At 34.0% G+C, this 23642-nt stretch carries 16 protein-coding genes and 5 pseudogenes; 13 read left to right on the top strand and 8 right to left on the bottom strand.

The features are described 5' to 3' along the window. Positions 1-192: 192 nt before the first annotated feature. Positions 193-648 (bottom strand): Hsp20/alpha crystallin family protein, encoded by a 456-nt coding sequence (locus O1Q06_RS04310; protein WP_410543096.1) that lies wholly within the window; start codon positions 646-648, stop codon positions 193-195. Between the two features lie 372 nt (positions 649-1020). On the opposite strand from O1Q06_RS04310, the gene O1Q06_RS04305 reads away from it, so the two are divergent. Beyond that, positions 1021-1728 (top strand): pyridoxine 5'-phosphate synthase, encoded by a 708-nt coding sequence (locus tag O1Q06_RS04305; RefSeq protein WP_410543095.1) that lies wholly within the window; start codon positions 1021-1023, stop codon positions 1726-1728. Here O1Q06_RS04305 and O1Q06_RS04300 read toward each other — a convergent pair. From O1Q06_RS04300 to rplM, 3 genes are all read right to left on the bottom strand, one after another. Beyond that, positions 1721-2032 carry an HU family DNA-binding protein gene (locus tag O1Q06_RS04300; RefSeq protein ID WP_410543094.1) on the bottom strand — a complete coding sequence of 104 codons (312 nt, stop codon included), beginning with the start codon at positions 2030-2032 and terminating at the stop codon, positions 1721-1723. The genes O1Q06_RS04305 and O1Q06_RS04300 overlap by 8 nt on opposite strands. A 145-nt stretch (positions 2033-2177) precedes the next feature. Then, entirely contained in the window at positions 2178-2615 is a 438-nt protein-coding gene (rpsI, locus tag O1Q06_RS04295) for a 30S ribosomal protein S9 (protein ID WP_341813526.1), read from the bottom strand. An 11-nt stretch (positions 2616-2626) separates the two neighbouring features. Continuing rightward, positions 2627-3085 carry a 50S ribosomal protein L13 gene (gene rplM / locus O1Q06_RS04290; RefSeq protein ID WP_410543093.1) on the bottom strand — a complete coding sequence of 153 codons (459 nt, stop codon included), beginning with the start codon at positions 3083-3085 and terminating at the stop codon, positions 2627-2629. Between the two features lie 104 nt (positions 3086-3189). Between rplM and O1Q06_RS04285 the strand changes: the two genes are divergently transcribed. From O1Q06_RS04285 to O1Q06_RS04275, 3 genes are all read left to right on the top strand, one after another. Then, a complete protein-coding gene (locus tag O1Q06_RS04285) occupies positions 3190-4440 on the top strand; it encodes a TolC family protein (protein ID WP_410543092.1) in 1251 nt (416 codons plus the stop codon). Positions 4441-4450: 10 nt separating this feature from the next. Next, positions 4451-4972: a PopZ family protein gene (locus O1Q06_RS04280; RefSeq protein WP_410543091.1), complete on the top strand. Its 522-nt coding sequence runs from the start codon at positions 4451-4453 to the stop codon at positions 4970-4972. A gap of 75 nt (positions 4973-5047) precedes the next feature. Beyond that, on the top strand, positions 5048-5626 hold the full coding sequence (locus O1Q06_RS04275; RefSeq protein WP_410543090.1) for an RlmE family RNA methyltransferase: 579 nt from the start codon (positions 5048-5050) through the stop codon (positions 5624-5626). A gap of 123 nt (positions 5627-5749) precedes the next feature. Here O1Q06_RS04275 and O1Q06_RS04270 read toward each other — a convergent pair. Further along, positions 5750-6607 (bottom strand): annotated as a pseudogene (locus O1Q06_RS04270) (IS630 family transposase). Between the two features lie 136 nt (positions 6608-6743). On the opposite strand from O1Q06_RS04270, the gene O1Q06_RS04265 reads away from it, so the two are divergent. Together O1Q06_RS04265 and O1Q06_RS04260 are read left to right on the top strand one after the other, a co-directional pair. Further along, positions 6744-7469, top strand: a complete 726-nt coding sequence (locus tag O1Q06_RS04265; protein ID WP_410543089.1) for an ankyrin repeat domain-containing protein — start codon at positions 6744-6746, stop codon at positions 7467-7469. Between the two features lie 138 nt (positions 7470-7607). After that, a pseudogene (locus O1Q06_RS04260) lies at positions 7608-8241 on the top strand (IS630 family transposase); the annotation flags it as partial. Between the two features lie 9 nt (positions 8242-8250). Here O1Q06_RS04260 and O1Q06_RS04255 read toward each other — a convergent pair. Beyond that, positions 8251-9120 carry an IS982 family transposase gene (locus O1Q06_RS04255; protein ID WP_410543088.1) on the bottom strand — a complete coding sequence of 290 codons (870 nt, stop codon included), beginning with the start codon at positions 9118-9120 and terminating at the stop codon, positions 8251-8253. 86 nt (positions 9121-9206) lie between these two features. Between O1Q06_RS04255 and O1Q06_RS04250 the strand changes: the two are divergent. Next, a pseudogene (locus tag O1Q06_RS04250) lies at positions 9207-9335 on the top strand (IS256 family transposase); the annotation flags it as partial. 10 nt (positions 9336-9345) lie between these two features. Here the strand turns inward: O1Q06_RS04250 and O1Q06_RS04245 are convergent. Further along, a protein-coding gene (locus O1Q06_RS04245) for an IS630-like element ISWpi10 family transposase (protein ID WP_410542987.1) occupies positions 9346-10348 on the bottom strand; the annotation gives its coding sequence in 2 pieces (ribosomal slippage) (positions 9346-9837 and positions 9839-10348; 1002 coding nt in all). An 82-nt stretch (positions 10349-10430) separates the two neighbouring features. Between O1Q06_RS04245 and O1Q06_RS04240 the strand changes: the two are divergent. Continuing rightward, a pseudogene (locus O1Q06_RS04240) lies at positions 10431-10985 on the top strand (IS982 family transposase); the annotation flags it as partial. 318 nt (positions 10986-11303) lie between these two features. On the opposite strand, the gene O1Q06_RS04235 reads toward O1Q06_RS04240, so the two are convergent. Further along, positions 11304-12881: a lysine--tRNA ligase gene (locus tag O1Q06_RS04235; protein ID WP_410543087.1), complete on the bottom strand. Its 1578-nt coding sequence runs from the start codon at positions 12879-12881 to the stop codon at positions 11304-11306. A gap of 64 nt (positions 12882-12945) precedes the next feature. On the opposite strand from O1Q06_RS04235, the gene O1Q06_RS04230 reads away from it, so the two are divergent. The 5 genes and pseudogenes from O1Q06_RS04230 (at position 12946) to O1Q06_RS04210 (ending at position 23566) form a co-directional block, all read left to right on the top strand. Continuing rightward, on the top strand, positions 12946-13242 hold the full coding sequence (locus O1Q06_RS04230) for a type IV secretion system protein VirB3 (RefSeq protein WP_410543086.1): 297 nt from the start codon (positions 12946-12948) through the stop codon (positions 13240-13242). Positions 13243-13251: 9 nt separating this feature from the next. Continuing rightward, positions 13252-15657, top strand: coding sequence for a VirB4 family type IV secretion/conjugal transfer ATPase (locus tag O1Q06_RS04225; protein ID WP_410543085.1), 2406 nt, complete (start codon positions 13252-13254; stop codon positions 15655-15657). Beyond that, positions 15650-18232 carry a type IV secretion system protein gene (locus O1Q06_RS04220; protein ID WP_410543084.1) on the top strand — a complete coding sequence of 861 codons (2583 nt, stop codon included), beginning with the start codon at positions 15650-15652 and terminating at the stop codon, positions 18230-18232. The genes O1Q06_RS04225 and O1Q06_RS04220 overlap by 8 nt, the downstream gene beginning before the upstream one ends. Positions 18233-18249: 17 nt before the next feature. Further along, on the top strand, positions 18250-20670 hold the full coding sequence (locus O1Q06_RS04215) for a type IV secretion system protein (RefSeq protein WP_410543083.1): 2421 nt from the start codon (positions 18250-18252) through the stop codon (positions 20668-20670). Further along, positions 20667-23566: pseudogene (locus O1Q06_RS04210) on the top strand (type IV secretion system protein). The gene O1Q06_RS04215 and the pseudogene O1Q06_RS04210 overlap by 4 nt, the downstream one beginning before the upstream one ends. The last annotated feature ends 76 nt before the right edge of the window (positions 23567-23642 follow it).

The raw sequence follows: 23642 nt of genomic DNA, 5'->3' as shown, positions 1-23642 counted from the left end.
TGAGATCCAGTTTTTTGATTGAAAATGTCGTCTTGTTTTCGATAAATTTTGCTGGATGCCAGTGTCAAGCACTGGCATGACACCATTTGCTGTCTTCAAAAATGAATATTCGTACAGCTATGTGTCAGCTACTCGGATGACATCGTCATAAAGAAGCCAACGTCAGCTATTTTCATAACACCTACTTACTGATTACTTTACATCAATTTTCTTGATGTGTTTCTCTGATTTAGGTATGGTTACATGCAATACTCCATCTAAAAAGCTGGCAGATACCTTATCTTGCTCTACATTTGTTGGAAGTTGAATAGATCTATAGAAAGAACCATAGTACCTTTCTTTATGGTAAAACTGCTTGTCTTTTGATTCATTATCACATGTTTTTTCACCCTTCACTATTAAGTTATCGCCAGATATACTAATATCTATGCTTTCTTTAGGAATACCTGGTAACTCTAATGATAGGCAATAGCTTTCCTTTGTTTCATAAAGGTCACAAACTGGTAGTAGGCTGCTGCCTCTTTTAGAAAGCTCTGGGTTCCATCCTGTAAAGAAGCTATCAAATATGTCATCAACGGCTCTTTGTAACCCTCTTACACTAAAATTATCACGATTATTGTTTTTATTTAAATGAACTATATTACTCATGTTGTACCTCCTTTTACTAATACATGCATTATATAATCACTCCACTTATTAATTTCAATCCTAAATCTAAAATTTTTTAGATGCGAAAAATTGTTTCAGTTTACTATAACTTGATTATGAGAAAAAATCTTATTTGGATTACCACGAGTAGTTCTATAAACTAGATTAACTGTAAAAAAGGGCAAGTGTATGCAAATTTATTACTTCTCTTTCCACTTCCACAATCAAACAATTTTGAATGTTTCTTATTTGACTTGCCAACAATGAGAATTGGTATAACTGCTAGCTCCGTCTTTCAGCTATGGCATTAAACAATGACATGCATAAGATCTAATAATATGTATAATTTATAAATAATTTTTGAGGTAAATTGTGAAATTGGGCGTTAATATTGATCACGTTGCAACCCTTCGCAACGCACGTGGAGCTTCTTATCCAGATCCATTAAAAGCAGCAAAAATAGCTATTGATGCTGGAGCGGATTTTATCACCGTACACTTGCGAGAAGACAGAAGGCATATCAGAGATGAGGATGTATTCAATCTAAAACAAAACATTAGCACTGAGTTGAACCTTGAAATTGCAGCTACGGAAGAAATGCTCAAAATAGCAAAAGAAGTAAAACCCTACTCGATTTGTATAGTACCAGAAAAAAGAGAAGAATTAACAACCGAAGGTGGCCTGAATATCGTGAATATGCACAGTAAACTTTCTGGTATAATAGAGGAAATGCACAGCTTTGACATAAAAGTCTCACTGTTTATCGATCCAAATATTAATCAACTAAAATATCTTGAGAAGCTAGAAAGAAAGCCTGACATAATAGAAATTCACACGGGGGATTACTGTAATAATCCATCAGAAGAAAAATTAAAACTTATTACTAACTCTGCAGAATACATTAATAAGCTAGGAATAGAATTCCACGCAGGACATGGCATAAATTATAAACATGCTAAAAGAATAAAAGAGATACTTCACATCTCAGCTCTTAATATAGGCCATTCTTTAATCAGCGAGGCTATATTTCATGGCTTACACAATGTAACTAAAAAGATGAAAATGACTATATCTAAATAGCTGATGCTTTCTCTTTGTTATTTAAAGCACTTGAAAGAGCTTGACTTGCTTTAAACTTTACCCTTTGCTTTTTAGGAACAGTCATAATCTCACCATTTTGAGGATTGCGGCATTGTCTTTCCTTACTTATAGCAGTAGAGAATGTCCCGATTCCATGCAAACGTATTTCACCCTGACAAATTAGATCGTTCTTGATTGTTTCCATAAAAATATCATGAATCTTACCTAAACTAGCTTTTGTTATATCTATACCTTGACTAGAGCACTCTTTACTCAGTTGGTTTACTATATCTTCTTTACTCATAAATTACCTTAATATTGAAAAATTACATAAACAGCATATTATGCTAATGCTAATAGTCAACTAAATTCGTCATAAAAAGAGAAAATGTCATAAACCCTTGTAAGAACTTGTATAACATTTACAAAAAAATACCATTATGAAACAATTATCTCTTAGAAAACTGACATTTTTTTCGAGCTTTATGTTGACCATATTTCTTACGCTCAACAACACGTGAATCTCTAGTTAGGAATCCACCTTTACGTAATATAGAGTGTAGATCTTGACTTATACTACTTAAAGCTCTGCTTATTCCATGAGCTAAGGCACCTGCTTGGCCAGATAGTCCTCCACCTTTTACAGTTGCAAACACATCATACCTATCTAACATAGAAGTTACTATGAATGGCGCTTTAATCATTTGACACACTGATTCTCTTTTAAAATAAGAAATTAAATCATCTTTTTTATTAACACTAAATTTTCCACTTCCTGGCTTTATCCATACTCTTGCTACAGATTCTTTCCTTCGACCTGTGGCATATGAACGACCAAGTGAGTCAATTATTGCCTTTTTTGGCTGATCATTATTATTTATTTTCACTTTTTACTCCATTATTTCTTATTTTTACGATTTAAAGAGGCAAAATCTATTTTTTCAGGTTGCTGTCCTTGATGCTTATGTTCTGAACCAGAATAAACATACAAATTTTCAAACCGTCTACGTGCCATAGGACCATCATCAAGCATTCTTTTTACTGCCATTTTTATCACACGCTCAGGGAATTTGCCATTTAAAATATTATCTGGAGTAGTTTTCTTTAAACCACCAGAATAACCTGTATGCCTATAATAGATTTTATCCTTAAATTTCTTTCCGGTAAAATGTACCTTTTCTGCATTAACAATGATTACATTATCACCACAGTCCATATGAGGTGTATATTCGGGTTTATGTTTTCCACGCAATAGCATTGCTACAAATGCTGCAAGCCTTCCTACTACTAATCCTTCTGCATCTATAACAAGCCATTTTTTATCAATTTGTTTCTCTTTTAAGAAAAAAGTCTTCATATATCAATACATAACAGTAGATTATGATATACTAAGTTGCTTGATAGTGTCAACAACATTAGTTATTGATTATTAAAGTAATTTATGCTAATAACTTAAACAACATGCTAGAAAGCAAAATGCTTCGATTGATTATTATATTTGTAATTGCTTTTTGTACCATAGGTTGCTATGCAATTGATTTGGAGGAAGCTGTAAGCAAAGCTATCAAAAACAGCTCAAAAATAAAGTCTCAATTTTACCAATATAAGAGTGCTGAAAAACAACTAAAATCTTCTGGATTGGCTGGGTTTTTACCTGACATCAATTTACAATATAATTTCGATAGTAATTTTAATATTATTAACGGTCTACAAAACTCTGGAAAACGTCTAACATTAAGTCAAAGAATAATAGATGGTGGTGGCACTTTTGCTACATTCAGCCGATCAAATCATCTTCTTAAAGCAGCAAAAATTAGATTTCAGCAATCTAAGCAAGAAGTTGCACTCAGCGCTCTGAAAGCATATGTTAATGTTTTACAAAAGGCAGAAATATTAAAACTGGGGGAACATAAAGAACGTGTTTCTTTAGAACATTTGTCAGCTATGAAAAAACGTTTTTCTCTTGGAGAAGTTACTAATGCTGAGGTTTTATTCGCAAAAGCAAAATTTTCATCTTCTATATCCAAAAGAGTTGATGCTGAAGGTGAATTAAAGCTCGCTAATATTGCTTACTATCATTTAATTGGTGAAGATGCTGATAATCTTCACGAGACTAATGGTAAACTACCTTCTATACCAGAATTAAATGAATGTTTACAGTTAGCAAAAACCAACAACTTGTCCCTAAAAGCAGCTATTTATAAAAAAAGAGCTGCTGGAATGGAAGTGATTGCTGAAAGTTCCAAGTGGCTTCCTTCTTTGAATCTAAGCGCAAGCAAAAATTTTGGAAAGGACAATATAAAATTAGACACGTTACTAGAAAATGTGAATGTTGTCTTTACTCTTGATATTCCGATCTTTAAAAGAGGAGTTAATGTTTTTGGTGTTAGTAGAGCTAAAATGGATGCAAAACAATCCACTTACGATTATTACGAAGCAGTAAAAAATATAGAACAAGCAGTTATAAATGCTTGGAATAACGTGCTGACAGCAAAAGCTATTATGAAAGCAAGTCAAGAAGCAGAAAAAGCAGCAGCTTTAGCATTGGAAGGAGTTGCGCAAGAAGTAAACTTAAATTTAAAGAGCACAATTGATCTTTTGGATACTGAAGATGAACTATTTAAAGCACGTTCCGATCTAATTCAGGCAAAAAGCAATTATGTAATTAGTGTTTACACCTTGCTTTTTATGATAAATAGTATAAACCTTTAAATTTAATGGTATGAGCGATAATCAATCTGTAAAAGATATACTAGAAGATATAAAAAAAGCTATATCGGGTAAAAATCCAAGTGGCGATAGAGCAGAAATAATAGATGAAGGTGATGACGTATTATGCCTTGAAGAGGAGTACCCAGAAGACATCGAAGAAAAAGAAAATAGTGAAGAAGAGAATAATTGCCAAAGTGAGAAAATGAATAACCTATTTAATAGCCATAGTTACAACTCAGAAGAAAAAAATTTGTATGATAATATCCAAATGAGTAATAACAAAGTGAGCTATCAAGAACAAAGTAACGAGCATTTAGTTTTAAAAGAAAATATGGAGGAAATTAAAGCATTGCTTGAAAAGATGCAAAGCGAACTACGTCATAAACAACAAAAAAGAGCGGATCTTACTGTTGAAGAATTAGTTGTATCTCTTTTAAAACCTCAGCTTTCAGAGTGGCTGAATAAGTATCTACATGCATTGGTAAAAGAAGTAGTTGAAAAAGAGCTCAAAGATATAATCAATAATAAGTAGGTTATTAGTATAAAGACCAGAGTAAAAACAGCTAGAGGTAGAAAGTTATCTTCAACAAGATGGCTACATCGCCATTTGAATGATCAGTATGTGCAAAAAACCAATAAGGACGGTTATAGATCGCGCTCGGCATATAAGTTAATAGAAATAGACGATAAATTTAAACTACTCCAACAAGGGCAAAAAATTATTGATCTTGGCGCTTTTCCTGGTGGATGGTCACAAGTTGCATCTAAGAAAGGAGCGAGTGTGATTGCTATTGACATAAAACCAATAAACGCAATTAGTGGAGTAGAGTGTATACAGTGTGATATTATCAGCGAACTTGAAATTTTAAGAGAAAAATTCAAGGATCACAAATTCGATGTAATTTTATCTGATATGGCACCAGAATCTTGCGGTTTAAAATCGTTAGATCATATCAGAATTATGCTTTTATGCGAAGCAGCGCTCAATTTTGCAAAGCATTTTTTGAATCATGATGGCAAGTTCGTAGTAAAAATTTTTCAAGGAGAGTCTGATAAAGATTTCTGCAATGAGCTAAAAAAAATGTTTAAAACAGTAAGATACTTCAAACCAAAATCAAGTAGATCTGAATCTACAGAAATGTATTTGGTAAGTTTAGGCTTTATTGGTAGCAACTCTTCTGTATAGCAGATATTCACAGAAATGTTGACGAATCTTATCCTATTAAACTGAAGATTAATAACGCTCGCACAAAAGCCTCTTTTTCTTATTTATGATAGTTATAGCCTTTCCCATAATAGTCCAAAAAAATCATAAGAAGGAAGAATCGACAGCATGACGAAAAGATGTGAATAGAGGAATGTTTTTCCTAATTCTGTTTTTTATAGCAAACCAATTATGCTCAATTTTGTTAAAATCTGGAGAATAAGGAGGTAGATATAAAATTTCTGCACCAACTCCTTTAGCAAGTTCAGTAATCTTATTAGACTTATGAAAAGTAGCATTATCAAGGATAACAGTTTGTCCAGGTTTCAAAATCGGTGTCAGAAACTGCTCAAACCATTTATTAAAGATATCCATATTGCAGTGGCCTTCAAAGGTTAACGGAGCAATTATTTTTCTTCCACTTAAGGCTGCAACCATGCTGATTCGCTGAGTTTTCTTGCCAGATTTTAGGGCATAAAACCGCTGTCCTTTCTGACAATATCCATAAGGGTAGTCTTCACTGCTATCAATGCCAGACTCATCTATATACACTAATTCTTTAAGTTCTTTTGTCGCTATAACCTTTGCAAATTGAGATCGCTTTTCCTCATTTCTTTCTTTGTATCCATAGGTCTTTTTTTCTTGTGAATCCTATATTTTAAGTGCTCGATGAATTGTTTGTCTACTAATATTGCCCCAAAGCCTAGCCATCTCTGACTGAGTTTTGCCACCTTGCTCATTTGCAAATTCGGCAAATGCATTCCAGTCGGTAATTTTATGGTTATAGCCCATGCTTCCAGGCTTTTTTGACTGAAAATCTCACGTTTTCTCACGTCTTTTCTTCCACTCATATAAAGTTGTTTTTCCGATCTTAAATCTCTTGGCAACAGTTTCTCCACTCTCTCCTTCATCCAACGCTTCCATTACCCTTTTCCTTAAGTCATAACTATATGCTACTGGCATCCTTACCTTCACTACTATAAATCTATATCTTACTCTTTTTGGACTATTATGGGAAGGGCTATAGTTAAATTCTTGACTTTATTGCTTAAATATATAATAATTAAAGTATATTATTATTTTTATAGGAGAGTTTGATATGTATTTAGCATTATTGAAACAGATATTAAGTGTAGTAAATCGTGAAAATGATTTGAATGGTGATAACATAGTTGAAAAAATAAAAGAGCGAATAGAAAAAAGAGACCCATCTACTTATGCAGAATGGGAGAAGAAAAATTTTGATATAAGTTATAAATTTAGTGTTGATGATTATTTTGGCAAAAAAGAATTAACATTATTACATGTAGCATGTCTATATAATCAAGGAAATATAGTAAAAGCTCTATTAGCAGCACAAGGTATAGATGTTAATTTGCAAGATGGATCTGGAAAAAATCCTTTGTATATAGCTGTTGATAAAGGTCATCACAAGATAGTAAGAGCTCTATTAGAAGCCAATGCTTATCCTTTAGTAAAAGATTGTGGTAACAAAAATCTGGCAGAAATATTTACTAAAAAAGCAATTGGGAAAGCAGTAGACTTGGGTGCTCATATATTTATTATTGCATCTTGTATAGCTTCTATAGTAGTTACTTATGCATATTTTTTTGGTGTGTCATTATCAGTAGGTGCTATTGCTGGGATAGCTGTGGCTGCTGCTGTACTCACAGGACTTGTTGCTGGTGGTATTACGTATGAAGTGTATAAGCCTTGTGATGAGTTAAAGGACGCTATTGCAAAAGCAAAGTCAAGTCCTGGTCAGAAGCTAAATGGAGTTGCTGTACAATCAGAAGTTTTTTCAGAGTTAGGCACAACAGTGTAGTTAAGTAGAAGGAAGAAGTCCCTTCTTCCTTTTCAAGTAGCTGACACTGGTTTCTTATACCAATTCCCGCTATACAAGCAACGAATAGAAAATAATGGAAAAAAGCCATACTGAAGTAAGTAAAATAGCGAGGTTTAGATGGCATTAAGATCAAAATTATTGGATGAAAAAGTGGTGAAATCAGCAAAAGAGATGCTGAAGAGAGTAAGAAATAATGCGTATGTTGCAAAAAAACTAAATGCTGTAATTGCAGCAAAAAAGCACAGTATAACAGCTGTAGCAAAAATATGTTGCATTTCGAGAAAGGCAATTACTACATGGATAAAGCACATAAAATTTGGAAGAGAAGAAAAATTATTTGCTCCACCTCAACGCCGTAGAAAAACTATATTGAACCAAAGTCAACTTGAACGAATTGAGTTGTGGATAGAGGAAAACCCCAATATTACTATTAGAGAAATGAGAATAAGAATCCAAGAAAGATTTGGTTTGAATATCAGCAAATCCGCAATACATCGTAATATGCAAAGAATGAAATTCTCATATATCACACCAAGACCAGTTCATAGTGGACAAGATAAAAACAAGCAAGAGGAGTTTTAAAAAAAACCTCAATGAAACTATTGTCATGCATTCTGAAAAAGAGCTATTTTTCTTCGATGAATCACGGTTTGGTACACATTCGAAAGTTGGACATGGGTGGTTTAAAAAAGGCAGTAGGACACAGGTTAAGGTAAAATTAGGTAGGGAAAATTTTTATCTCTATAACGCTAATTCTGGATTAAGGAAGGAAGAAAGTATAGGAAATGGAAGGCTTTTTGGATTTCAAGGAATAGGAAATGAGAGTAGAAAAGATGTGAACCAAGAAATTAACGGGAGATCTATGGCGAGTATGTTCAATTTCAAGTCTATTTTTGAGGTAGCCAAAAATCGTCTCAATGATCGACCTTTTTCTCAGCAAAATCTTTTCATGTAGTGAAATTAATGCGTTTTTCATCCCCTTTTTCACCTTGGTAACAAGTTTCAAACCGCGGTTAAACAACTCTTGGAAAAGCTCTTTTTTAATATAGCCTTTATCACCAAACAAAAGACCGGTTAATTTCTTAGTTAGGTTTGCTACAGGCTCTCTATCGTCAACATTACCTCTTGTAAGCGTAAAAGCTTGAATTTCACCTTTCTCGTTAATTATCAAATGTAGTTTAAAGCCGAAAAACCAGCGATATGTACTCTTGCTTAATTTTGCAATTCCAGCAAAAACCTTATTTCTTGATATTCTTTTTGCATGGCAAACTGCAATAGGAGTTGTATCTATGTATGAGATTCCAGTAAGTTCTGACCATCCGCAAAGGCACTGTAATAGCATGGCTAAATGCCACAAAACCCTGGACTTTAGAGCAACAAACCTAGTGTATGAAGGCAACTTCGAAAACTCTGATTTGTAGAGCAATGTTAGGTAATGCAGGTAGAAAGCCTTAAAATTTTCACAGGGAGATTGCTGATACAGGAGGATTATTGTGATAATTTCCGAATGTGTAATTTTTGGCACTCTTGTGGGTTTTTTACCGTTTGGCAGTAGTTTATCTGCAAAATTTTTCTCTATATCTCTGCAAAAATCATCGACCAGACAAAACAGTTTTGTTATATCTTCCATGGGTAACCTCATCTATTTTTTTCTATTTGTTGAGTTTACCCTACTCTCCTGACTTTTCTATTCTCTTTTTAATCCAGAATTAGCGTTTAGAGGCAAGCTTGGAAGGTGAAATAGAAAATCACTTATCAAATGAAGATGAAGGAAATAATCGAAGAAATGGTAGGAGTGGAAAAACTTTGCGAACAAGTGCAGGCTCATTTGAGCTTCTAATACCAAATTCCATTACTAATCGAACAAATAAGAAACATTACAAACTCGTTTAATAGTAGCACTGGAAATACTGACAATAAAATTACACAGAACATCTTCAAGTAAGCCTATGGTATCGTAGACTCTGTTGCGTAAAGTATTGTGTTTGATATATTGCCACAACCTCTCAACAGGATTCAGTTCTGGTGAATAAGGAGGCAAGTATATAATGGTAATGTTTTTCTGAATTTTCAAACTTTTTGATCTATGCCAGCCTGCACAATCCATTACAAGAAAGGCTTTTTTCGTGCCTAAATCTTTCGACATCTGCTCCAGAAATATATTCATACAATTAGTGTTTACATATGGAGCAAGTAGGCTAATTTTCTTACCACTTCTTGGATTTACCGCACTGTAGATATAGAAATTTTGTCTACCAATTTTCATTTTAACCTGCGTTCTGACCCCTTTTTTAAACCATCCGTGTCCGATTTTTGAATGAGTTCCAAATCGTGATTCATCAAAAAAATACCTCCTTTTCAGGGTGGGAATTGATTATTTTATTGAAGTATTTTTTAAACTCTTCTTGCTTGTTTTTATCTTGTTTATGGTGAATTGGCCTCGGTGTTATATAAGAAAACTTCATCCTTTGTATCTCACGATGCACTGTTGATTTGCTAATGTTTAGGCCAAATTCCTCTGAGATTTTTATTTGCACTTCCTTAATAGTAATATTTGGATTTCTTTCTACCCATATTTCAATTTGCTCACGTTGATTTTTGTTTAATTTGCTTTTTCTTCGCCGCTGAGAAGGGGAAAATAATTTTTCTACTCTACCAAATTTTAGATGCTTTATCCATTCAGTCAAAGCAGTCCTTGAAATTTTACATATTCTTGCCACAGCGCTTATACTACTTTCTTTTCCTGCTATCACCGCTTGTAACTTTTTTGAAACATATGCGTTATTTCTGACCTTTTTTAACATTTCTTTCGCCAAATTTACAACTTTTTCGTCTAACAGTTTTGACCTTAATGCCATTTATACCTCTCTATTTTATCTACTCTAGTATCACTTCTTTCCCATTATTGTCTATCTGTTCTTTACATAGTGGGAATTGGTATCAGAACTTACTGGAATCTCATACATAGATACAACTCCTATTGCAGTTTGCCATGCAAAAAGAATATCAAGAAATAAGGTTTTTGCTGGAATTGCAAAATTAAGCAAGAGTACATATGGCTGGTTTTTCGGCTTTAAACTACATTTGATAATTAACGAGAAAGGTGAAATTCAAGCTTTTACGCTTACAAGAGGTAATGTTGACGATAGAGAGCCTGTAGCAAACCTAACTAAGAAATTAACCGGTCTTTTGTTTGGTGATAAAGGCTATATTAAAAAAGAGCTTTTCCAAGAGTTGTTTAACCGCGGTTTGAAACTTGTTACCAAGGTGAAAAAGGGGATGAAAAACGCATTAATTTCACTACATGAAAAGATTTTGCTGAGAAAAAGGTCGATCATTGAGACGATTTTTGGCTACCTCAAAAATAGACTTGAAATTGAACATACTCGCCATAGATCTCCCGTTAATTTCTTGGTTCACATCTTTTCTACTCTCATTTCCTATTCCTTGAAATCCAAAAAGCCTTCCATTTCCTATACTTTCTTCCTTCCTTAATCCAGAATTAGCGTTCTAAAATTACTTTAGTTATAAATATTAAGAAATTTACTGAATAAAAAAAGACAAAAGAATCCCCGTATAGCGAGTTTTAATAATTTAAATTGATAATGTGCTAACAAGCGCAATTTGGCTGAATGTAGAAAAAATAAAAAAAGCTGCTATAATTCTATGTAATTTGCTAAAAAATATCTGAATTTTGTCATTGAGCCTGCACGGATCAAAAACAAGAATAAATACTCTTATTGGTATAACAAGGAAAGTGGGAAAGTTTGTCAAGTAGTAAAACTAGAGAGCTAAAATGAAAGAAGGTAAACTCTAGAGTGTACGTTCAGTGGCACTGTCTATAAGAGAGATTGTATTATCTATCCCATAAAGCTTTATAAAAGATCCCATTCTAGGGCCGGTTTTTTGTCCAAGTAGTGTTTCATATAAAAACTGAAACCAATCACGTAAGTTATTGTAATTGTATTTTTTTCCGATGGAAAAAATCTGAGATTGAATCTCTTCAGCAGTGGTCGTAATAGGCAGGGAATGTAGGTTATTCTTTAAATCTAGTAGCGCTTCTCTCTCTTTTGTGTTTGAAGCTTTATATGCTTTTGTTGGTTTGATGAAGTCGTGATAATACCTAACTGCAAAATCCGAAAGCCTATCGAGCATTTTGTTACTTTCTGGTGTAACATTTGGTGCATAAGTGGATATAAAGCCCCAAAGAATCTCTTTGTTTTCAGCATTACAAGCTGCTGCCAGGTTTAAAAGTAACGAAAAATTTATGCCTGAAGTTTCTACGTTTGGAACTTTACCCTGGTGGATGTGCCATACAGGGCTATTTACATCCTTTTCTTCACTCTCATTGTAACGCTTAGCAAACTCTAAATATTCATCAGTTGATTTTGGTATCACATCAAAATATAAACGTTTAGCTTTTTTAGGACTCTGAAAGATGTATAACGCTAAACTCTCTGTGGGTGCATAAGTTAGCCACTCCTCAATTGAAATACCATTTCCTTTTGATTTTGATATCTTCTTTCCTTCTTTATCAAGAAATAACTCATAGCAAAACAAAAGCGGTGGCTTTTCTCCAAGTATTTTACATATTTGACTTGAAAGCACAGCAGATGGAGTCAAATCCTTTCCATGAGCTTCGTAATTAACTCCGAATGCAGCCCACCTCATCCCCCAATCAGGTTTCCATTGCAGTTTACATTTTCCTTTTGTCACTGGAACTTCTATTTTTTCCCCGTTTGGGTCTTCATACGTGATTGTTCCTTTATCTGTATTTGTTTCAATTACTGGAACTTGTAAAACTTGGGAAGTTTTTGGGCATATCGGCAAGAATGGACTGTAAGTCTGCTGCCTTTCTTCCCGAAATGATGGAAGCATTACGTCCATCACTTTATCATAATTTTTCAGCAGGAGTAAAAGTTTTTCATCGTAAACGCCAGATTTATAACACTCTGTTGCACTCCTAAATTCGTATTCAAATCCAAACAAATCAAGAAATTTACACAACAACGAATTCATGTGATGACCATAACTCTCATGAGTGCCAAATGGGTCAGGTATCATGGTTAATGGCTTGTTCAGATTCTCTCTTAGCATTTCCTGATTTGGTACATTATCTGGTATTTTTCGCAAACCATCCATATCGTCGGAAACTGCAATGATTTTGGTTTTTATACTAGGAGCTATTTTTTTTAGAGCGTTTGCAATAACTGTGGTACGAAAAACTTCCCCAAAAGTACCAATATGTGGTAAACCCGAGGGACCATAACCAGTCTCAAATATTATCTCTTTTTTATTAGGGAATTCTTGTAGTATTTTTTCTGCTTCTTGAAACGGCCAGCTTATAATCATTGAATTTAAATTAATTATCTTACCTAAAGTGCTATTCATTTCAATAGATTTTTAATTAATGATGTAGTATTAGTGTTAAAGCTCTTATTAGAAGGTTAAAGATATGTCTACTGGCAGCATACAAACAAATCAATTATTTAAAGGTCTTACAAGACCTGCAATGCTCTTTGGTGTGAGTTATATATTTGCAATATTAAACGTTCTAATTTGCATGCTAATTTTCATTAATACAAATGATCTTAGAGTAATTCTCCTGATGTTACCAGGTATACATGGACTTGGCTATATAGCTTCTGCAAAGGAACCGTTGTTTATTGAGTTATTTATGGTAAAGTTGGGAAAATGCTCTAAATGTTTAAATCGGTTTTATCATGGAGCCAATTCTTATGACATTACTTGATGTTATGCAATGTTGAGATTTAGAGCTATTCAATCAAAAAATAAATCTATTCTAAATAGAGAGGTTCACGCTGCCGAATTTATACCTTATTCTTGCTATTGGAATAGTACAACCTTGATAACAAAGCAGAATTGGTTAGTTAAATTTATAAAATTAAATGGCTTTGCGTTTGAAACGGCCGATGATGAAGAGTTGGTGATACAAAATAATATCAGAAATCAGATGCTAAGAAGCATTTCATCTCCAGCATTTAGTTTGTACTTTCATACCATCAGACGTAAGAAAAATATTTTTTCTGATGAATTTGCAAATCAGAGTTTACCAAATTTTTTTGCTAACCATGTAAATCTAAAATGGAGAGAAAAACACGCAACTAGGCAATCTTTTATTAATGATTTATACATTACGATTATTCGTAGGGCAGATACAAAGGGAGTAGAATTTTTATCACATCTACTGAAAAAATTTGGGCATGTAACTTCAAAACATGCTTGGGAAAGTGATATGCGTGATACCTATGAAGATTTAGAAGAAACGACAAATCGTATAGTAATAAGCCTTAGGAATTATTCGCCTAAAGTCCTTGGAGTAAAAGAAACTCCAAACGGACTGTTTTGTGAAATAATGGAGTTTCTGTCTAGAGTTGTAAATTGTGGCTTTGTTACAAATACGCTTTTTCCACTAAAAACTGAAATATCAAGATACTTACCAGTTCATAGGTTATTTTTTGGCCATAAGATGATACAGGTTGTGACTCATAATGAAAGTAAATATGCTGGAATAGTTAGTATCAAAGAATATGGAAATAATACTTCTGCAGGAATGCTTGATTCTTTTTTACAACTTCCTTATGAATTTATTATCACGCAGTCTTTTCAATTTACAAATAGGCAAATGGCAATTGCGAAAATGCAGATACAGCAAAATCGTATGATACAATCTGCAGATAAAGCTATTTCTCAAATAGCAGAAATTTCTCATGCGCTTGATGATGCAATGAGTGGTAAAATTGCGTTTGGTGAACACCATTTAACTATCTTATGTATAGAAAAAAGTCCTAAATCATTGGACAATGCTTTATCATTGGTTGAATCGGAGCTTTCTAATTGTGGTGTTTATCCTGTTCGTGAGAGGGTTAATCTAGAACCAGCATTTTGGGCGCAAATTCCTGGTAATTTTGATTATATAGTAAGAAAAGGTACAATAAGTAGTCTTAATTTGGCCGGTTTTGCATCTCAACATAATTATCCTACTGGTAAAAAATTCAATAACCACTGGGGAGATGCTGTTACAGTTTTTGATACAACATCTGGCACTCCATTTTTCTTCAACTTTCATATAAGGGATGTTGGACATACTATGATAATTGGGCCAACAGGTGCTGGCAAAACTGTTTTAATGAATTTTTTATGTGCTCAAGCAATGAAATTTTCTCCAAGAATATTCTTTTTTGATAAAGATCGCGGTGCAGAAATTTTTTTAAGAGCACTTGGTGGTATCTATACTATAATAGAACCAAGAACTAAGACGAATTTTAATCCTCTGCAACTTGACGATACTCCTGATAATAAAACATTTTTGATGGAATGGATAAAATCTTTAATTTTAGTGTACAACGATAAATTCACTTCAGAAGATATTGCTAGAATTAATGATGCAATTGAGGGAAATTTTAAATTAAAAAAAGAAGACAGATTTTTGAGAAATCTTGTCCCATTTTTAGGACTTGCGGGCCCTGATACTCTAGCTGGAGCAATATCTATGTGGCATGATGATGGCTCTCATGCTGCAATATTTGACAATAAAGAAGATTTGCTAGATTTTTCAAAAGCAAGAGTGTTTGGCTTTGAAATGGCTAGCTTGCTAAAAGATCCTGTTGCTCTTGGGCCGGTCTTGATTTATTTGTTTCATAGGATTAGTATATCGCTTGATGGCACTCCATCTATTATTGTTCTTGATGAAGCATGGGCGTTAATAGATAATCCAGTTTTTGCACCTAAGATAAAAGACTGGTTGAAAGTGCTGAGAAAGTTAAATGCTTTTGTGGTTTTTGCTACTCAGAGTGTTGAAGATGCAAGTAAAAGTGCTATTAGTGATACGCTTGTACAGCAGACAGCAACACAAATTTTTTTGCCAAATCTGAAAGCTACTAGTGTCTATCGAGATGTTTTTATGTTAACTGAACGTGAGTACATACTGATCAAACACACAGATCCAAGTACTAGATTCTTTTTAGTAAAGCAGGGAGTTAATGCTGTAGTAGCTAGAATAGATCTGAAAGATTTGGATGATGTGGTCAACGTGTTATCTGGACGTGCAGAAAGTGTCCTATTGTTACATGATATATTGAAAGAAGTCGGAGATGATCCAAAGATGTGGTTGCCTGTGTTTTATCAAAAGGTGAAAAATGTTTAAAACTAAACTGTCATTACTGTTAGTTGCGATATTTTTGTTAAATATAGATTTTTTGCTCTCATATCCAGTGTTTGCAGATACAGTAAGTGGCACTGACAAAACGGAATTTGTTAGCAGATTTAATTCTACTGGCAGCTTTAGTCGTGCTTCTAATCCTGACTGTAAGGCGTTTGAAACAGCTGCAGCAGCTGCTGGGATAGCAATTGCTATTGGTGCAATATTTACTGGTATTGTTTTGATTGTCTCTTCTGCTGGTTTATTTACTGCTCTTGTTATCGTTGGAATGATAGCTGCAATTGTTGGGGTTTGGAAGGCGATAGGAGGACTTGTTGTTTGTGAGCATAGTTTTGTTAAACACCCAGTTGCACGTGATCATGATGGAAAGTATAAAGATTTCGAATTCTCAAAATCAGAATACTCAAAATATTCAGATTGCACAAATAAGAATTATCAAAAGGAAGATGAATATTTTAAATGTTTTGATGGGGCAAATGGATCAATAGAAGTAGCTAGAAAAATAGAGAAGGGCATTTTAAACTCCATACCTGACCAAAATACTGGTGGTTATTACTGGCCAAAAAACGGTGTGCAATACAGTGAATATATAGAAGTATGCCATAGAAATCCTTTAACATTTAGCAGATTGTTTTGGTTAGATACATCAATAAAAGCAGACTTTGATGTTAGAGAGAAGGACACTGGATATGAAGGTGGATCATGGTCTCCAAAAGTTGATGGTGATCTGGAATGTAAAGTTCTTAAAGCAGGACAAAGCGAAACCATACATGGGTCAACATTCAAGGCAGTAAAAAAAATGGACAGATTGTGTGTGGAGCTGGCAAGTGTGAGAATGCTTGGTATCAAAATGACTCCTTGGCCGCAAGGGGTTGATATGGGATGCACAGAATTGCCACCTGACCCACTTGCTCCTATGTGTGAAAAATCTGTGATGATATTCAAAAATAAAGATGGTACAGGTGAATATGAGGAAGATCTTAATGATTCTAAAAATAAGGACAAAGATTACAAAACTATTATAAGGGAAAAGAAAGGAGAGGGAAAAATTTTTGTAGGTTATAATAATGCCAGTTGTTTTAGCCAGTATGTCTCTGAAGCTTGCTACAATCAGGCAGGGAGTAAATCATTAGCTCCTCTTCCCATCACTTCTATGATAGTGCAATGCATTAAGGAATCGTTAGATAATTTAGTTGCAGGTATTGATTCAAGTGGCAGTCCACTTAACGATCAAAATGGACATAACAAGGGCAGTTTCTTATCTGTAGCACAGAAAAAGCTAAAAAACACCGTAACTGCTGTTTTAGTTTTGGCTTTAATACTGTTCTCTATAAAAGCCATGTCTGGTGGTGTTCGCAGTCCTCAAGAAATGTACATGTTGATTATTAAGTTTGCTTTAGTGATTTATTTTACAACAGGTAGTACCATGTCTCATTATTACGGAGAATTAACAAAACTTTCAAATGGTTTGTCGGAGATAGTATTGCAAGCATCATCTGAGAGCAAAGGTATATGTAATTACGAAGCAGGCAAAGATTATGAATACATGCGTAAAGTAGATGGAAAAAGAATATCTTACAGCTATCTTGCTCCTTGGGATAGGCTTGATTGTAGAATTTTATTCTATTTAGGTGCCCCTTTAGATGGAATTGGTGGCAAAATTGGTACTGGAGGTGTTGCAACGTTAGCGGTCTTGCTTGGCGCTGCTCCTGTCTTGTTAGTTGCAGGTTCGGTGATTGGTATTATTTTCGCTGGTGGACAAATTTTAGTAGCTCTTGTCTGTATATTTATGGCCATTTTGATGATGATGGTTATTTTATGGATGTGCTATGTATTTATCTTATCTTTAGTTGCGCTTAGTGTAATTATCATCTTATCGCCTTTATTCATTCCTATGGTTTTGTTTCAACATACTAAAGGATATTTTGATGGTTGGCTAAAAGAGTTAATTACCTACAGTTTATACCCAGTTATCCTCTTTGCATTTCTATCTTTTATGTTCATAGCATGTGATAAAATCTATTTTAAAAATTTAAATTTTAAACCGGACGAGTTATATAAAAATGAACAACCGGACAAGTCATATGAAAAGAAACAAGCAGAAATCTCATATAGCAAGAAAAAACAGTGGTTTAAATTGAAAGATGGGGAATGTGATAAAAATGAAACTACTCTCGCATGTATGATGCAAAATTATAGCTTTAAAAATAGCAGCATACTTGGTCTATTCAACTTTACATACATGGAGTTTGGCAGCTCTCTAATCGGAGAATTATTAAAATTGTGTTTAGTATTATTCCTCTTTTACCACTTTTTAAACGTTCTTCCTGGCATGGCTGCTGAGCTTGCTGGTAATCACAGAGCAGCACTTGGTTCAGGTAGCACTCCTGCACAAATGGTGAATAAAGCTTTATCTGCTGCCAAAGCTGCTGCTGGAGGTGCTGGTCAAGTTGCTGCTGCGGCTGTAAATAAGGCAAGAGGGGCTATTGGAGGAGATGGAGATGATAATAGGGGATCGGGATCTTCCTCTAGTGAATCTATAAAATCAGGTGGAGAGTGAGCGCAGGTGAGTAACAGATGTTTGAACATTTGAGCAACCAAAATTTGGTTAAGCTATGCATAAGTTTTGTGATACTCTTTTTATTATCTGGGTGCGGGTGTATTAAGCCAGAAGATTCATCAGGCTTGCGTGAGAAATTGGATATAGTGTCAACAGAGCAGAAATGGGTTGATTCTGGAGTCTATATTTCGGATAAAATAAAAGTAACAGAGATTAATATAGTACCTAATAAGGTTAATTTTTGTTCGCAATATAAAGATTTTGCAATTGAACCTGGAGTAAGAAACGTTACATTACCGTTTGCGCTTAAAGCTGGCGATGCGATAAGCTTTAGTGTTGTTGGAAGTAAAATGTGTAAAAACGATCATGGCACGGTCACCTATAAAAAAATTGACGAGAGTTGCGGTGAAGGAGAGACGGAGTATTTTGCACATGTTTTAAATCAAAATGAATGTCAGGCAATATGGCAAAATGGAGAATACAAGTACACAATATGTCCTAATAAACTCATGATAGGCAATGCAGAGTGGCTTCCCGGGCAAGAGTACTGGAGTTCAGATTTTTCAAAACCAGACCAAGAAGAAAAAAGAAAGGAGATTGAAAATATTAACTCTATAAAGCAGGGAGAAAATATAGACTGCAGCAAGCTTTCAAGCGATCAGAAAAGTAAGATGGATACGCGCATTTTAAATTTACTCTGTAGAAAGATATGTAAGTTTTCTTCCGGTAGCCGTGACAGTAATTGTGTGCATGTTGAATACAATGATATAGAAGATGAAATATTTGGATCCATTACTAACGCTTCAACTAACTCTAGTGGCAAATCTGTTAATACTGAGATTATTGATAATGTTTTAAAGAATGCAGAAGTAAAAACTGACGTTTCATTCTTAAATGTTTATATGGATAGTGAAAATCTTGAACACATTCCTAGCGGTGGTTTATGTACTAATTGTGATCACAAGATAAGTAATGACCATCAAACATCAAAGTTAATTTTCAAGTTGGGTGATAGCAGAGATAAAGGTGGTTTCAACATAAGAGTAACAAGAATCCCTAATTTAGAAAAAAGCTTATATATACATGTTTCTGACAAATTTCCCGAGCACAACCCTGATGAAATTCAGGGAGATATACCTGTAGACATTAGCAAAGTTTATAATACTCAATATATGGAAGGCTTAAAAGAAAAGCTAAAGGACAAGAGTGGCACTATATATTACGGAATAAGAGATCATGGGTGTGATTATAAGAAAAATGAAGGTCAATTTAGCATTAACCTTACAACTAAAGAGCCACCTGTAAGAACTTTTAGTGCGATATATAATTTTTTTGATGAAAAAGTAAAAACTGCATTTTTCGGTTCTAACTACAAAGACACTAACGCGATTCACTCTGATACTAGCCCTGTGAAGTCTCTTTATCAAAGTTTTGTAGCATCAAATAGAACAAATACCATCAGATCTACAATAGTGTCGTTATTAGTATTATATATAGTTTTATACACCCTTTATTACTTTTTTGGATTATCTCATGCTTCTATATATGAATTTTTAATTATATGTGTAAAGATAGGAGTTATTACCCAATTGCTGAACGATAACAGTTGGAGTTTTTTTTATAACAATGCATTTTCTATTTTTGTTAATGCTCCAAAACAGTTAATAGAAATAGCAAATTTCAGAGGTACAACATCAAATGTTTTTGAATTTCTTGATTTACCGCTCAATAGGTTTTTATCAGCACACTCAGTGTTACTAATAATATCTCTTATATTCTCCGGTCCTTTGGGTATTGTATCGTTTTGCTTGGTGATTTGGGGTTTGATAACAGTGAGCTTATCGATGTTTAACGCCTTATTTTCTTTTATTACATCTATAGCAATAGTTGCATTATTGCTTTCCTTGGCGCCTCTTTTTATTATTTACCTTCTATTTGGATATACTAGACAGATGTTTCACAATTGGGTCAAAAATTTAGCAAGATTTGCAATTCATCCGGTAGTGCTTTTAATTTTTATATCATTAATAAGCCAGGTTATGGATTATATTGTGTATTCGGTCTTTAATTTTGAGGTCTGCCCTACATGTATACTTAATCTTAACTTAAAGATTTTTAATCCTTGTATTCTTTATGGTTATGCTTCCAAACATGCACCTAACATCACAGCTATAATGGCTTTTGTGATTTTGGGACATGCCATGAAAGCTTTAGTTGAGGCATCTTCAACAATATCTGATTCGTTGTTTGGTGTTTATGTGGCAAGCGAACCAGGAAGGCAATATCAGCAAAGCTTAATGGGAACAGTAGGTTTAGATGAACAAAGTGTCCAAAGAAGAGCAGGTCAGCAATCTGGTACACCAAGTCGAAGACCTCAAATACCACAATCAGCTCAAAGATCAGCACCTAAAATACCGACAAACACAGGAAATCAATGATGAGCAGAAAATCATTATTATTGATACTATGTCTTGTAATTACTGGCTGCACAATCGATTGTGTTGAACCTGGGTTGCAGAGCAGAAATACTAGTGTCAGTATAGACGTTCCAGTTCGTGAAGCTGGCGAAGGAGTTAAAATTCATTGGGTTGATTCTGGTCAAGTAATTAGCAAGGATGAGAAAATCAAATTTACTCTTGGTGGGTCAGCAAATCTTTGTCCTCTTAAAGAAGGGAAAAATCTAAAGAGAGTACTTGTCCCCGCTGTATTTTGTGCTAATGATTTAATACCAAATTACAGTAGTAAGTTAACTGATAATGCTAGTCTTGATGAACGAGAAATATGTGGGGATATAGGCTTTGGAAATAATGAATTCTATAGCAATAGACGTTATGTAGATACTGGAATTAAAGCAAATCCTGGTGATAAGTTAAGCTTTAGCTTAGTTCCCAGAGAGATAACGATTGATTATGACAATCCACAAGGAAAAGGTATCAGTTTTGATGATAATTGCTATAGAACTGAAAAAGGGGATGAAAAAGACAGAGCTACAATAAGAGATATGCTAAACGGAGGAAAGTTCTTTTGTGGAGAAAGTGGTAAAAGAACTGTAGTAGAATTTCCGCCGCTGAATAAAGAAGAAATGAATAAAAGAAGAGTGCTAGTTGGCAATGGCTACACTCCATATGATAATATGGTACATTTTAATAAGGATTATATTCAAAATTCATGGATAAATGGTGCGTTGTTAGATCTACGACGAACTAAAATAGGACTGAATGAATTATGTAATGGGAAAAGGTGTGATTTTAATGAGCTGAACAAGTACAGTTCTTATGAACTTAATTGTTACTATCAGAATATATGTTACAACGCAAAAGGTATAGGGGAGAATTGCGTCTCTTCTATAAGGTATGAGAAGTATGATAAAGGAAATACATGTGACATGTATTCTCACCTTAAAGGTATTGAGGATGAACTAAAAAAGATTGAAGAAAATAAGAGGGATTCTAAGCAGATTGACATTAATTTAATATCAAATTCTAAATTAAACTTCAAAGAGGACAGAGGAGATATTTCTTGGGCCGAAGCTCTTGTTGCAAAAATTGGCGATTTTGATGATCAGGATACTGCTAAAGGTATTCAATGTTTTCCAAATGAGAAAGGTGCGAAAGGAGATAATGTATGTTCACAGATTAATTATAAATTTGAAGATTACTCTCTGAGATTAAATCATGATTATAAAATAAAAGGTATAACACCTGGTAGTAGTGTAATGCTTGCTATAGCAAGCAATGGCAATTACTTTCTTCATAGAGGTGGATATCATGTTGAAGTAACTAGATCATGTAACTTCGATAGTGGCAAAAAATTGTATATGTACTTGGGTGATAGCCCGCCAGGAGATCCATCCGTTCGAAAGACTAATAATTTCAAAAAAGTAAGGAAGTTAGATAAAATAACAGAGGATAATGTAGACTATTACATAATAGATGGAAGTCATTTGGTAAATGAAGAGTCTAAGAAAATATATTTTGGTATTAATGTAGAAAACGTAGAGAAAGATGATATTACGGATAAAGATAGCAAATATTATGAAGATAACAAATACACAGTAAATTTATTTTTAAAAAGAAAAATAAACGATTTGATTTCATCAACTGTAAACAAGATTTTTGATTTCATAACAGACGGGAGTGAAGACGGAATTAAAATTCCATATGAAGGATATAGAAAGGGGCTTCTACAAGGAATAAGAGCTTTGCTTATTCTATACGTTATATTTACTGTTGTTGGCTATATGCTTGGAACAATACAATTAAGTAAATTCGATTTTATTATAAGAATATTTAAAATAGCATTTATAGCTTTTGCTTTTAGTGATAGAAGTTGGGAATTCTTTGGTACAACTTTGTCTGGGCTTTTTGTTGGGGGTAGCATTTATTTAGTTGATAGTTTTTCTGGCTATATAGGAGAAGGAGGTAAAAAATTTGCATTCTTAGATTTAACAGCGGGAGTATTATTTACAGGAGAAACATGGCTGAAATTTTTATCTTTAATGCTATCAGGACCTTTTGGCTTTATTGCATTTTTGGCAATACTTTATGCTACTTTTGTGTTTTTAAGATGCATTATTAGTGCTACGTTTAAGTATGTAATATCTACTGTTTTAGTGGCATTTTTATTGTCATTGGCACCTTTATTTATCGTATTTATTCTATTTCAACAAACTAAAACATTATTTGATAATTGGATAAAAACGCTGGCTCATGTTTCATTGCAACCAGTCATTTTATTTTCATCCTTGTCTCTTTTAAACCAGTTAATGTATTCAGTTCTATACAACCTCACAAATTTTTCTGCATGCTATCAATGCTTAATTAGTGTAAATTTTTTATCGTATGATCTGTGTCTTATGAAATCAATATTACCTCTTGGGTATAGTCCTGGTACTAGTGTTGATGTTGCGCTCGGTACTGGAGAAAGGGCTGGTGGGCACTTTGCAGCATTACCTATAGATCTAATCCAGGCATTTATATATCTCATCATTGCTAGTGCAATGGAAGCTTTTGTTTCTATATCAGAAACTATGGCGCAGGCGTTGTTCAGCTCTGGTTATGGAGTTGCTCAAAGTGTTAGTCATATTTCTAGGAGCGCATCACAAGCTATGCTGTCAACTGTTGGCCTTGATGATAGAACCCAAAATATGATACATAACATCAAGCAGGGAATGAGTAAAGATCGTAGCAAAATTGAAGCTAAATTGCCTGATACACCAAAGCAAGCAGATGGGAAAGGGAATGCTGGAGAGAAATGAGCAAATCTGAAACACTAAGCCAGCCAGATAAGCAAAAGGATTCTGATAAAACAAAAGGACAAGTCAAGGAAGATTGATGAGATATATGGAGTAACTAATTAAAAAGATATTTGAAGTAAGGTTTTAGAAATTTATTCTGTATTGGAAAAAGTT

The organism is Wolbachia endosymbiont of Tetranychus urticae (assembly GCF_046529255.1).
Classification (GTDB): domain Bacteria; phylum Pseudomonadota; class Alphaproteobacteria; order Rickettsiales; family Anaplasmataceae; genus Wolbachia.
This window is presented reverse-complemented; position numbering and strand designations above follow the sequence as displayed.

Bases quoted from the DNA above. Each gene is read 5' to 3' on its own strand.
- O1Q06_RS04265 (WP_410543089.1), top strand. From the start codon at position 6,744: ATGTATTTAGCATTATTGAAACAGATATTAAGTGTAGTAAATCGTGAA.
- O1Q06_RS04280 (WP_410543091.1), top strand. From the start codon at position 4,451: ATGAGCGATAATCAATCTGTAAAAGATATACTAGAAGATATAAAAAAA.
- O1Q06_RS04220 (WP_410543084.1), top strand. From the start codon at position 15,650: ATGTTTAAAACTAAACTGTCATTACTGTTAGTTGCGATATTTTTGTTA.
- O1Q06_RS04285 (WP_410543092.1), top strand. From the start codon at position 3,190: ATGCTAGAAAGCAAAATGCTTCGATTGATTATTATATTTGTAATTGCT.
- O1Q06_RS04255 (WP_410543088.1), bottom strand. From the start codon at position 9,120: ATGGAAGATATAACAAAACTGTTTTGTCTGGTCGATGATTTTTGCAGA.
- O1Q06_RS04235 (WP_410543087.1), bottom strand. From the start codon at position 12,881: ATGAATAGCACTTTAGGTAAGATAATTAATTTAAATTCAATGATTATA.
- O1Q06_RS04215 (WP_410543083.1), top strand. From the start codon at position 18,250: ATGTTTGAACATTTGAGCAACCAAAATTTGGTTAAGCTATGCATAAGT.
- rplM (WP_410543093.1), bottom strand. From the start codon at position 3,085: ATGAAGACTTTTTTCTTAAAAGAGAAACAAATTGATAAAAAATGGCTT.
- O1Q06_RS04230 (WP_410543086.1), top strand. From the start codon at position 12,946: ATGTCTACTGGCAGCATACAAACAAATCAATTATTTAAAGGTCTTACA.
- O1Q06_RS04300 (WP_410543094.1), bottom strand. From the start codon at position 2,032: ATGAGTAAAGAAGATATAGTAAACCAACTGAGTAAAGAGTGCTCTAGT.
- O1Q06_RS04225 (WP_410543085.1), top strand. From the start codon at position 13,252: ATGTTGAGATTTAGAGCTATTCAATCAAAAAATAAATCTATTCTAAAT.
- O1Q06_RS04310 (WP_410543096.1), bottom strand. From the start codon at position 648: ATGAGTAATATAGTTCATTTAAATAAAAACAATAATCGTGATAATTTT.